Consider the following 12,717-nt stretch of genomic DNA (forward strand, 5'->3'; position numbering starts at 1 on the left):
TCGAATAAACAAAAAATTTTTTAATATCCTTTTTATGGAATAAAACAAAGAAATCAAATAGAAAAAAAGAAATGTAAGCTATTATTGTGGCTAAAACCTTGGCCATTTTATTTTCCCACCTTAATTATATCATTGGTTGTTGCACTGCCAAATATATTAAGATTAACGGATACATCTATACTAGAACTCATAAAAATATCTACCCATTCGTTTTTACTTTCCTTCCAAAATTTTGGATATTTAATTTTAGTATTTTTGCTAAAGCCAAATACATCCAGTGCATATATATCCCTTATTTTATAAAAAGTTGCCTGGATATCTTTTTCTATATATTCTTCTGCAAATTCCTTTAATTTTTCAAGATTTTTCTCTTCTATAAAATTAATTTCACCTGAAATTTCAGCAAGAGAAACATCTATTGAAACAACAACGTAAAAGGTTATTTTACCATCATTGATTTTTGGATTAACTTTTGTTTTGGAATTATATATTTCAAATGAAACGTTGCTGTTTGTTCCTAAAACATTCCTTATTGGGATTATTCCACCATATAATTTATTGTTTAAAAAAAGTAAATTTTTAGTATCTCTTTCATCAAGGAAACCAATAAGCTTTGCTTTTTTTAAAAGAGCACATCCAGATAATTTTACAACTTCTTTTCCAAAATCCTCTACGATGTAAGCGACGGGCAAAATCGCAGCAGATGCATCTGACTGTATTTGATTTATCAAATCCCATAGTTCTATATTAGGATATTTAGAAACACTTCTTGAGTTTTCAAGAATTTCATCAATATGAAATGAAACTATCTTTTCTGATTCTGTTTTTGCTTTAAATATATCGCCTGCTTTTTTACCCTTAACAAGGACTATCTTCATATCTGAGCGAACTTCAGCGTCCCTTTCAATGAAATCTAAAACATCTATAATACCTCTTTTTGCAATCTTTTCACTTATGTAAACAGTTTTTGAGTGTGCCCAGTAAATTTTTTTTCCTGATTTTGCAATTATGTTTCTTACTGCATCAAATATTGTTTCACCTTCAGAAGTAAAATATTCAGGCATTTGCTGGATTCCATTTTCAGCAGTTTTTAATGTAACAATTTCAACTGTCAAAGAATAAACATTTTTATCTTCATCATAATCAAATGATATTCCGGCGGCAGGCGCAATCTTATCTATTTCTCTGTAGTTCCAGCAAGAGGAATATAATAACACAATTAATGTCAAAATAATAATTTTAACTAACTTCACCGTTATCCTTTCCCTTCATAGGATTTATAGAAGTATTTCTAACTTTATTTTTAGCACCTATTAAAATTGGCCTCAACTTCATTGCCCACCATGGAACTCTTATGGCAGTATCTTTAATATTCTGAAAATCTATTGAAACAGCATGTAGTGTGTAGGGAACCCCAAAACTTTTCATTGAAAATAATTGAATAAACATAGTAAACAAACCAAACATTGTTCCGTAAAAACCTAAAAATGCTGTAAAAAAAAGTATTATAAATCTATATGCTATTATAGAAGTTGTTAATTGAGGTATTAAAAATTCAGTTATTCCTGTTAAAGCAGTTATAATAACCATTGGAGCGCTAATAAATCTTGCACTTACAGCAGCCTCACCAATAACAAGAACTCCAACTATGCTGACAGCCTGACCCACTGGTTTTGGGAGCCTAGTTCCAGCTTCTCTTAATATTTCGAAAACAAATATCATGCCAAATGCTTCTATAACAGTTGGAAATGGAACCCCTTCTCTTGCAGCAGCAATGCTAAGAAGCAAGGGTGTTGGGAGCAATTCCTGGTGATAATTAGAAAGAGCAATAAATAAAGAAGGTATGGTGGTGGAAAGAAAAAAACCTAATATTCGTATAAGCCTGTTAAATGAAGCAAATAACCAGCTTGAATAATAATCTTCATTTGATTGGAATGCTTCAATTAATAGGTATGGTAAAGTTAAAGCAAAGGGAGAGCCGTCTACAATTATTGCAATACGGCCTTCTAATATTTTGCTGCAGACAACATCCGGTCTTTCAGTATAGCCTATAGTTTGAAATGTGCTGAATGGATGGTCACATATAAGCTCTGAGATATATCCTGAATCCAAAATAGAGTCTATTTCGATAGCATCAAGTCTTTTTAAAACTTCTTGCAGAATACCTTCAGAAGAAATGCTGGAAATATAAGCAATACATATGTTTGTTTTGGTGTATTTACCCACTTCTTTAAATATGAATTTTAAGTCAGGGTGTGGAATTCTCCTTCTTATCAACGAAAGATTGGTAATAATAGATTCATTAAAACCCTCTCTTGGACCCCTTACTATAGTTTCAGATGCAGGTTCATCTATTGAACGCGTTGAAAATCCCCTGGCATCGATTAAAATTGATTTTCCTTCACCATCAATAAAAAGAGAAGATTTGCCATTAAGGATGGAGTTTATTACATATTCAAAATCTGAGCTTAATTCTATTGATAAAGATGATAGAATAGTTTTGGTTAATTGCTCAGCTAAATCGTTATCATTTGTTATAAAATCGCTATACAATATTTTGCTGATTACATCGCTTGTTATAGAGTCTTCCTTAACCAATCCATTTATATAAACTATACAAAACTTAGTATTATTCTTCTGTAAAAACCTGCAAACTAATGTTTTATCTTCTTTAAATATTTCTCTTATTTTATCTATATTTTCGTTTAATGAATTAGAAATTCTTGATTTATTGTTCTTATTACTATTAAACTTATTCCACAGCATATTTAAACTCCCTCAACATTTTTAATATTATTTTTACTAAAAAAATACATTTTATTCAAAATGTTCAAAAAAAATTACAATTAAATTGTAACGCAACAATATTGACATAATAAAATTTAATGTTAGAATAATTTTGAATTTAGAAGATACATAATGTATCGATACAATAAGGAGGGGCAATATGGAAAGATACAAATTAAACGCAGACCTTGCTAAGATGTTAAAGGGCGGGGTGATTATGGATGTAACAAATGCTAAGGAGGCTGAAATTGCTGAAAGGGCAGGTGCATGCGCTGTTATGGCACTAGAGAGAGTTCCAGCCGATATTAGAAAACAGGGTGGGGTTGCAAGAATGTCTGACCCTAAACTTATCAAGGAAATAAAGAGAGCAGTTTCAATTCCTGTAATGGCAAAGGTGAGAATAGGACATATAGTAGAGGCACAAATACTTGAAGCTTTAGAAATAGACTATATCGATGAAAGCGAAGTTTTAACTCCAGCAGATGATAAGTATCACATCAACAAATGGGATTTTAAAGTTCCTTTTGTGTGTGGCGCAAGAAATTTAGGAGAGGCCCTAAGAAGAATAGGAGAAGGGGCTGCTATGATTAGAACAAAGGGCGAAGCCGGAACAGGAAATGTTGTTGAGGCTGTAAGGCATATTAGGCAGATAATGGATGACATAAGAAAGGTAAAGAATGCTCCAATTGAAGAGCTTATGACAATAGCTAAAGAGTTGGAAGCCCCATATCATCTTGTAGAATATGTTTGGAGGGAAGGAAAGCTTCCGGTTGTGAATTTTGCGGCTGGGGGAATTGCAACGCCAGCGGATGCTGCCCTAATGATGCAGCTTGGAGCAGAAGGAATATTTGTTGGTTCAGGTATATTCAAATCATCCAATCCAGAAAAAAGAGCAAAGGCTATTGTTTTAGCTACAACATATTATAAAGATGCAAATGTTCTGGCAGAAATCTCAGAGGATTTAGGAGAGCCTATGTTTGGAATTGAGATAAATGAGCTTAAAAACAATCTTGCTGAAAGAGGCTGGTAAAATGAATATAGGAGTTTTGTCTGTTCAAGGTGGAGTGATTGAACACATAAACCATCTTAAAGCACTGGATGTTGAGGCGATTGAAATAAAAAAGAAGGAAGAATTAGATGAAATTGATGGGATTATTCTACCAGGAGGAGAGAGCACTACAATAGGTAAAATAATTTCTGAAAATGGAATAAAAGATAAGCTTGTAGAATTGATAAAAAATGGACTTCCCGTCTGGGGAACCTGTGCAGGGATGATTCTTCTTGCAAAGGAAATTAAGAATGACAGAAGAAGACATTTGTGTGTTATGGATATTGAAGTTGAAAGAAATGCATTTGGTAGTCAGATAAACAGTTTTATTGTAAACAGCAAACTTGAGAATATTTCAAACGAGTCTATTCCGCTAATTTTTATAAGGGCTCCATATATTAGCACATTATTATCGGGTAATGTTGAAATAATTCACAAGATAGATGGAAAGATTGTTGCAGCAAGACAAAAGAATATGCTCGCAACAGCATTTCATCCAGAGCTTAGCGATAGTTTGGAGTTTCATAAATACTTTATAGAAAGAATGTGCAAACAATAAATAAATTTAATAGAAATATCCGTCTAAAATTTTGAATAAAAATCCCATGAATTGTTTTTTGAGGACTTCGAATGAGTTAAGTCTTAAAAATAATTCATGGGATTTATAATTAGACTTGATATTGGTTTATTTTCCTAAAGCTTCACTTATTTTGTCAAGGACAAATTGGCGGTGCTCAGGGATGTTTTCAAAATCAAGGTTGTCTACATTAATTTTAAGAATAGGCGAAATTGAATATTGCTCAAAATATTCTCTATAGTTTTTGTTCAATTTTTCCCAATATTCCCTTTCAACTATCTTTTCATAATCACGGCCGCGAAGATTAATTCTTCTTATTGCTTCATCAACTGATATTTCAAGATAAATCATAAGCTTTGGAGGATGGCAGTGTTCAATCATATTTTCAAAAAGCTCTATGTAAAGGTCGAACTCTTCCTGGCTCATTTCTCCGCTGTCCTTTAACATCTTTGCAAAAATGACATCTCCATAAATACTTCTATCCATAACAGCATTATCTACCATTGAAGCTTCCTTGATATGCTTAAACCTCTTGTTTAAGAAAAATATCTGCAGCGGAAAGCTATATCTATGTCTGTCATAGTAGAATTTCTCAAGAATTGGATTGTCAAAAACAGGTTCTTCAAAAGGAATATAACCCTGTTCCTTCAAAATTTTCATTAGGGTGGTTTTTCCTACACCAACAACACCATCGATAACAAGCATGTCCCAAAATCCTCCTTTATTTATCTTGCTGAGAGCATCAAAGTAAAACATATTATCTCCCCTCGAATTTTTAGTCCTATTAAGTATATAAAATTTAGACCATTATTACAATAGTTTTTGCCATATATAACCATTAGCGATGAAGAAAAATATTTTACTATTACGTCGAAAAAACGAATATGTTTAAAATTCTAATGATTAATAATTAAAGGTAAATTTATCCTTCCATCATTCAAAATAGCGAAGGACAGTTTAGAAAATTTTGAAAATATTCACTATTTAGGGAAAAAATTTGTTGAAATTTGCGATTTTTTAATTGCAGGAAAAACGTAAATTTTGTTGAATAAATATAGGTGGTAATGATTGTTGTTGAATGAAGGTGGTTTTGTGAATATTAATGAATCAGAAGTCTCCATTTTAGGATACGGAAATGTATTCTATAAGATGTTCGTAAACAGCCCAAATATTGTGCTGCTTGCGGATGAAGACGGTAAATTAATTCTTGCTAACAGAATGTTTTACAGGATAGTTAAAGATGAAATAGTTGATAAAAATATTTTTGATATTTTCAACTTCAACAAGGATGAAATTACAACTCATTTAAAAAAGAATGAGGAACTTTTCATCGAGAAATTTATTTATAATAAATATGGAAAAGAGTTATGGCTCAAAATTCACTTTTACCTTGTAAAACATAAAGAGAGAAGATTCTTAACAGCTATTTTAAACGACATTACAGACATAGTTGAAATGACAAGAAGAATTGACGATGATGAGATGATGCTTTCAAACATTTTAAACGGGGTCGAGGATTTTATATGCATGACGGATTTAGGGGGAACGATTACATATCTAAATTCTTCAGCAGAGAGAATACTTGGATTTAAGAAAGAAGAAATGATAGGCAAAAAACTTAGTGAATATTTTCACCAGGATGAGTTGGAGGAAGCAAAAAAAGAGTTTCAAAATCTACTGGATGGCAAAGGTGTGATTGATAAGAGAAAATTTAGACTGCTAAATTCAAATGGAGAATACATATGGTTTGAATTTATACACAGCTCTTTAATAGAAGAAAATAATGTGAAAGTTGGAACTATACTTATTTGTAGGGAAATTACCGAAAAGATAAGAATGGAACATGAAAACAAAAAAATAGCCCAGGAACTTGAATACGAGAGATTGAAAAGCGAATTTTTGGCAAATGTTTCACACGAGTTAAAGACACCTCTAAACGTCATTTACGGAATAGTTCAGCTAATGGAGATGTTTAAAAACAAGAATGAAACGACTGAATTTGTCAACAACTTTGATAAATTTTTCCCTATTTTGAAACAAAACACATATAGGCTCTTGAGGTTAACCAACAATATTGTTGATTTAACAAAGGCAGATGCTGGCTTTTTAACGCTCAATGCTGAAAATGTAGACATTGTTTATCTTGTTGAGGAAATATGCAATTCAACAAGAAATTATTTAAGCAGCAAAAATATAGAATTGATATTTAACACCGAAGTAGAAGAAAAGGTAATAGCCTGTGATACAAACAAAATAGAAAGAGTTATTCTTAATTTATTGTCTAACGCAGTTAAATTTTCAAACAATAATGGAAGGATAGAAGTAGACATAAGGGAAATACCAGGAAAAGTTCAGTTGACAATCAGCGACAATGGTATTGGGATTCCTAAAGAAATGCTTAATGAAGTTTTTGATAGATTTAAGCTGGTTGACACAACGCTAACACGCGAGAACGAAGGAAGCGGTATTGGACTTTCTCTTGTAAAGGAATTTATAGATTTGCACGCCGGGACAATAGAAGTTGAAAGCACAGTTGGCTTGGGAACAAAATTTATTATTACCCTGCCTGACATAACATTAGAAGATGAAAGTGCAGCATCATACTCGGAGAAAAACTACCTCGAGCAGGTGCACGTAGAATTTTCAGATTTGTCTAAGTAAATTAAAAGCCCACAAAGTATTAATAAACTCGGCATTAAGATTAAAGATAGATGCCGAGTTAGTCCTTTTAGGGGCTTTTGTTATTTGCAGTTTATTTAATATATTTGTTAACGTTTTTTAGATGTTCCTGATAAGTTTTGCTGAATACATGGCCCTCACCGGTATAAACATAATACAGATAATCGTGCTCTTCAGGGTATAGTGCTGCCTCAATTGATTTAATGCCTGGGCTTGCGATTGGGCCGGGTGGAAGCCCGGTAAATTTATATGTGTTGTATACCGATTCGTATTGATAATCTTTGTTATACAATCTTGGGATATTTTTTTCTCCCTTGGTTATTCCGTAAATGACTGTAGCATCTATTTGAAGAGGCATATTAAGCCTTAATCTATTGTAAATAACCCCAGCTATTCTTTTTCTTTCATCGTCGTTTGCAGCTTCCTTTTCTATTAAAGAAGCTATGGTTATAATCTGGCTGTTTTTAAGTCCAAGCTCCTTTGCACGGTTCCTAAATTCCTGACTGTAGTTTTTGGCAAATTGGTTAAATAAAATGCTTATAACCTCTGTGCTTTGGGCTGTATAGGGGATATAATATGTGTCGGGAAATAAATACCCCTCAAGTTCATAAAATACTTTTTTATCATTATCAAATAAATTAGCCTTATCATAATCAGAAATTTTGGCGTTTAAAAGCTCATCTTTTTTAATAAATCCATTGTTTTCGAGCCTCTGTGCAATCTGATGAAGATTAAATCCTTCCGGAATTGTTATTATTTTATAATCCGATTTTCCTGATGATAATTTTTTAAGAAGTTCATCGATATCAATTCCAGCTTTAATCAAATAGCTGCCGCTCTTTAGCTTAGTATCAAGACCTTTATATCTTGTATATAATTTGAAGAATGTTTTAGATTTAATTATTTTTTTGTTAAATAATTCATCAGTTATTTTTGACAATGTATCTCCTGATTTTATTGTAAAATAAACATCGGATTTATGGTATGTTTTCATATTTTCTTTGTATTGGTTATAAAAATAAAAGGACGACAATAACAAAGCAACCGCAATCGCAATTAAAACAATTTTTTTCATAACATCAACTCCAATCCTAGTTATATTATACATTACTCGAATAGACAGTCAAATAAATAAAATATATAATTAAATAAAGCCACAAATCTATTTAAAGGTGGGGTAATATGTTATATAGATTGCTTGGAAGGACTAACTTAATGGTATCGGAAGTTGGGTTTGGAGGAATTCCGATACAAAAACTAACTCAGGATGAAGCAGCAAAAGTTTTAATTAAAGCAGAGGAGTATGGGATAAACTTTGTGGACTCAGCCAGAGGATATACTTGCAGCGAAGAATATATAGGAAATGCACTAAAGGGAAGAAGACAAAAATGGATAATTGCAACAAAATCTATGGCAAGAAGCTACGACGATATGAAAAGGGATATTGAAACTAGCTTAAAAAATTTTAGAACTGATTATATTGATATTTACCAACTGCACAATATAAAAGAAATGAGCATATACGAACAGGTTTTAGCTGAAGACGGAGCGTATAGAGCTTTAGTTGAAGCTAAAAAGCAAGGAAAGATTGGACATATTGGTATAACAGCACACAGCCTTGATGTGTTAAAGGTTGCTGTTGAGAGCCATTATTTTGAAACAATAATGTATCCATATAATATAATTGAAAGGCAGGCAACTGATGTTTTTAAACGTGCCAAAGAAAAAGATATAGGAGTTATTGCAATGAAGCCGATGGCTGGAGGGGCTCTTTCAGACGGTGAGCTTGCAGTTAAATTTATATTGAAGGATGATTTTATATCGACGGTTATTCCAGGAATGGCAAGCATAGAAGAGGTTGTTGAAAATGCAAGGGCAAGTGGTGCAGCGCTGAAACAATCTGAACTGGAACTTTGCGATAAAATAGCTAATGAAATGGACAATAATTTCTGTAGAAGGTGCGGCTACTGTGCGCCCTGCCCTCAAAATATAGATATACCATTCAGTTTCATTTTAAGGTCCTACCACCAAAACTATGACCTAAAGGGATGGGCAAAGGAAAGATATGCAGCTTTAAATGGACATGCCTCCGACTGCAGAGAATGCGGGCTTTGTGAATCCAAATGCCCATACAACCTTCCCATCAGAAAAATGCTCAAGGAAGTTAAAACCACCTTCGGTTACTAATAATATGGCTGTATCAAAATATTTAAAAAATTTTCTGAAAGTTATAGTTTAGCCCCATGAATGATTTCCCAGGCTTCGCTCAAAAAACCTAAGTAACTCTAAGCTTTTCTTTGTTTTCAAAAGTCCTACCCGCGTGAGCCTACGTCCTGTAGGCCACGCGGCTCTGCTCGTCCTGAGCAGAATTACGGACTTTTGAAAAGTCGAAAAGCAAGAGTTACTAAGGTTCATGAGAGGCGCCTTTTGGAAATCATATCATGGGGCTTTTCAACAGAAACTAACCACAGCATTTAGGAATATTTTGATACAGCCTAGGGGAAAGAAATTTTTTAAAAAATTTATTGCAGGGGTTGTAATTTGGCTATAAAATTAATATAATAAACAAAAATTGGCAATGCAGCGGGGTGTTTTTATGGATTTTAAAGCACTTAAAATTGCATGGGACGTTCATAAGAAACAAATAAGAAAGGGTTCAGATATTCCCTATATTGTTCATCCTATTGAAGTGGCAATTATTTTATATGAAAATGGGGCAGACGATGATATTCTAAATGCAGCTCTTCTGCATGATACTATAGAAGATACAAAGGGAGACAGAGAGATTCTGTTATCATATCTTAAGCAAAACTTCAATTCAAGGGTAGTTGATCTCATACTTGCAGCATCAGAACCATACAAAGTTCAATCGAAAAAAGTTTTATCCAAAGAAGAAGAGATAAATACCTGGATGGAAAGAAAAAAGCATACAATAGACTTTATAAAAAATGCAAATTTAGATGTCAAGATGCTAATTTGTGCAGATAAATTGAGCAATATAAGAAGTACCTTTAAGGATTACAAACGAATAGGAGATAGGGTGTGGAAAAAATTTAATGCAGGATATGATGAACAGAAGTGGTATTATGAAAATCTAGTAAAAGTTTTAAATGATCTTGAAGATAAAAATATGTACAAAGAACTAAAAACACTTGTTGAGAATATATTTGAAGACAGAAATAAAATAGTTCAGATAAAAGAAGCTTCAGAAGAAGATAAAAATTTCCTTAAAGAAATAATAAAAGATAATTGGGGTTCAGAGATTATAGTTTCAAAAGGTAAAGCATACAATGTGCTAAATCTTCCTGTAATTATTGCCAAAGTGGGCGAAAAGATACAGGGCTTTGCTGCCTATTCAATAGAAAATAAAGAATGCGAACTTGTTTTACTAGAGAGCGTGGAACAAAGCAAAGGAATAGGAGGGATGCTGATAGAAAAAATAATTCAGATTTCAAAGGAAAATAACTGCAGAAGACTGTTCCTTATAACTACGAACGATAACATAGAAGCAATCAAATTCTATCAAAAAAATGGATTTAAATTGAGTTCAGTATATAAAGGGGCTGTAAATGAGGCTAGAAAGATAAAACCTCAAATACCTCTTTTAGGTAATTATGATATTCCAATAGAAGACGAGATAGAATTTGAGTTAATTTTTAGTTAGAAATATGGAAAATTATAAAAATTTATGATAAAGTTATAAAAATATACTTGGGATTGGGGGTTAAAGGATGCAAAGGAGAAAACATTCAATATATTTATCTGATATAAAAAGATATATAAATGGTGAGCACTATAGTGCATATGAGTTTTTAGGAAGCAGACTAATAGAGCATAACGGTAAAAGGGGAGTAGCATTTTGCCTTTATGCACCTTATGCTAAGGAAGTCAGGGTTGTTGGAAACTTCAATGGCTGGGACGGAAAAGAACATAAGATGCTTAAAGTTTTAGATACAGGCTTTTGGTGGCTATTAATCGAAGGACTACATGAAGGAGAAATGTATAAATATGAAATAATTAAGTCTGACGGGAATAAAGTTTTAAAGGCAGATCCTTATGCCTTTTATTCAGAATTAAGACCTAATACAGCTTCCATAGTATGCGATATAGACTACAACTGGAATGATAATGAATGGATGTTAAATAGAAAGAGTATCAACTATTTTGAATCGCCAATGAATATTTACGAAGTTCATCTTGGTTCATGGAAAATGAGAGACGGTGAACCTTTAAATTACAAAGAATGTGCAGATGAATTGATTCCATATCTTAAGGAAATGGGATATACCCATATAGAACTGCTTCCTATAATGGAACATCCGTTAGATGCCTCATGGGGATATCAAATAACAGGATACTATGCTGCAACTAGTAGATATGGAAAGCCACAGGATTTTAAATATTTTGTTGATAGAATGCACCAAAACGGTATAGGAGTAATACTCGACTGGGTTCCAGGGCATTTTTGCAGGGACGAGCATGGACTATACGCCTTCGATGGAAGTCATCTTTATGAGCACGACGACCCAAGGCTTGGGGACAACTACGACTGGGGAACTGCAAATTTCGATTATGGTAAAAAGCATGTTCAAAGCTTTCTTATTTCAAACGCTATGTTCTGGTTTGAAGAATTTCATATAGACGGATTAAGAGTTGATGCGGTTGCAAGCATGCTTTATCTAAACTTTGGAAAACCTAATCTTGATATTAAAAACAGATTCGGCGGATATGAAAATATTGATGCTGTAGATTTCTTGAAAAAATTAAACAAGACAATATATGAAAACATAGACAACCCCATTATGATAGCTGAAGAGTCAACTACCTGGCCTCTGGTTACATATCCAACCTATGAAGGAGGGCTGGGATTCAGCTTTAAGTGGAATATGGGATGGATGAACGACACTTTAAAATATATGAATTATGATAAATTCAGTAGAAAAAATAATCACAATCTTTTGACTTTTTCGATGATGTATGCTTATTCGGAAAACTTTATACTTCCTTTATCCCACGATGAAGTAGTCCACGGGAAAAAATCATTGATTGACAAAATGTCGGGTGATTACGAGGAAAAATTTAAAAACCTTAGGCTTTTATACGGCTATATGATGACACACCCAGGAAAGAAGCTTTTGTTTATGGGAGGCGAAATTGCACAATTTATCGAATGGAGATTTTATTCACAAATAGAATGGTTCCTTTTAAAATATCCAATTCACGACGCTCTATTTAGATTCGTAAAGGAACTCAACCATATTTATTTAGAAAACAAATCCCTATGGGAGCTCGACCACAAAATGGAGGGCTTTGAATGGATAGATGCCGATAACAACCATCAGAGCGTAATTTCGTATATCAGGTATGCAAAGGACAAAAAGGACCATATTGTAGTTGTTATTAATTTTTCAGACGGAAATTATGAACAATATAAAATAGGCGTTCCCTTTGAGACAAAATATAGGGAAATATTAAACAGTGATAAGGATATTTATGGTGGAAGTAATTTTATTAACTCAAGCAGCATAAAATCAGTAGATGATTCATGGCACGGAAAAGACTTTAGTATAAGCATTAAACTTGCGCCATATTCAATTATACTTTTAAAACCGGAGAAGGAGTGATA

10 protein-coding genes are annotated in these 12,717 nt (G+C 32.9%); 6 read left to right on the top strand and 4 right to left on the bottom strand.

Features of this window, described 5'->3' with window-relative positions; genetic code table 11:
- Positions 1–107 precede the first annotated feature (107 nt).
- Together ABG79_RS03450 and ABG79_RS03455 are read right to left on the bottom strand one after the other, a co-directional pair.
- Positions 108–1,253 (bottom strand): Ger(x)C family spore germination protein, encoded by a 1,146-nt coding sequence (locus tag ABG79_RS03450; protein ID WP_057977167.1) that lies wholly within the window; start codon positions 1,251–1,253, stop codon positions 108–110.
- Positions 1,240–2,766: a spore germination protein gene (locus tag ABG79_RS03455; protein ID WP_057977169.1), complete on the bottom strand. Its 1,527-nt coding sequence runs from the start codon at positions 2,764–2,766 to the stop codon at positions 1,240–1,242. The genes ABG79_RS03450 and ABG79_RS03455 overlap by 14 nt, the downstream gene beginning before the upstream one ends.
- A 181-nt stretch (positions 2,767–2,947) precedes the next feature.
- Here ABG79_RS03455 and pdxS point away from each other — a divergent pair, with 181 nt between their 5' ends.
- Together pdxS and pdxT are read left to right on the top strand one after the other, a co-directional pair.
- A complete protein-coding gene (pdxS, locus tag ABG79_RS03460; RefSeq protein ID WP_057977171.1) occupies positions 2,948–3,817 on the top strand; it encodes a pyridoxal 5'-phosphate synthase lyase subunit PdxS in 870 nt (289 codons plus the stop codon).
- Position 3,818: 1 nt separating this feature from the next.
- On the top strand, positions 3,819–4,394 hold the full coding sequence (gene pdxT / locus ABG79_RS03465; RefSeq protein ID WP_057977173.1) for a pyridoxal 5'-phosphate synthase glutaminase subunit PdxT: 576 nt from the start codon (positions 3,819–3,821) through the stop codon (positions 4,392–4,394).
- Between the two features lie 126 nt (positions 4,395–4,520).
- On the opposite strand, the gene ABG79_RS03470 is transcribed toward pdxT, so the two are convergent.
- The gene (locus ABG79_RS03470; RefSeq protein WP_057977175.1) at positions 4,521–5,168 is read right to left on the bottom strand and encodes a deoxynucleoside kinase; all 648 of its coding nucleotides are present in this window, start codon (positions 5,166–5,168) and stop codon (positions 4,521–4,523) included.
- Positions 5,169–5,504: 336 nt separating this feature from the next.
- On the opposite strand from ABG79_RS03470, the gene ABG79_RS03475 reads away from it, so the two are divergent.
- Positions 5,505–7,073 carry a sensor histidine kinase gene (locus tag ABG79_RS03475; protein WP_152978199.1) on the top strand — a complete coding sequence of 523 codons (1,569 nt, stop codon included), beginning with the start codon at positions 5,505–5,507 and terminating at the stop codon, positions 7,071–7,073.
- 91 nt (positions 7,074–7,164) lie between these two features.
- On the opposite strand, the gene mltG is transcribed toward ABG79_RS03475, so the two are convergent.
- Positions 7,165–8,166, bottom strand: a complete 1,002-nt coding sequence (gene mltG / locus ABG79_RS03480) for an endolytic transglycosylase MltG (protein WP_160318213.1) — start codon at positions 8,164–8,166, stop codon at positions 7,165–7,167.
- 107 nt (positions 8,167–8,273) lie between these two features.
- Between mltG and ABG79_RS03485 the strand changes: the two genes are divergently transcribed.
- The 3 genes from ABG79_RS03485 (at position 8,274) to glgB (ending at position 12,715) form a co-directional block, all read left to right on the top strand.
- Positions 8,274–9,278 (top strand): aldo/keto reductase, encoded by a 1,005-nt coding sequence (locus ABG79_RS03485; protein ID WP_057977181.1) that lies wholly within the window; start codon positions 8,274–8,276, stop codon positions 9,276–9,278.
- Positions 9,279–9,687: 409 nt separating this feature from the next.
- A complete protein-coding gene (locus ABG79_RS12225; RefSeq protein ID WP_160318214.1) occupies positions 9,688–10,755 on the top strand; it encodes a GNAT family N-acetyltransferase in 1,068 nt (355 codons plus the stop codon).
- 67 nt (positions 10,756–10,822) lie between these two features.
- Positions 10,823–12,715 carry a 1,4-alpha-glucan branching protein GlgB gene (glgB, locus tag ABG79_RS03495; protein WP_057977183.1) on the top strand — a complete coding sequence of 631 codons (1,893 nt, stop codon included), beginning with the start codon at positions 10,823–10,825 and terminating at the stop codon, positions 12,713–12,715.
- The last annotated feature ends 2 nt before the right edge of the window (positions 12,716–12,717 follow it).

The sequence above is a fragment of the Caloramator mitchellensis genome (assembly GCF_001440545.1).
GTDB classification, from domain to species: domain Bacteria; phylum Bacillota; class Clostridia; order Clostridiales; family Caloramatoraceae; genus Caloramator; species Caloramator mitchellensis.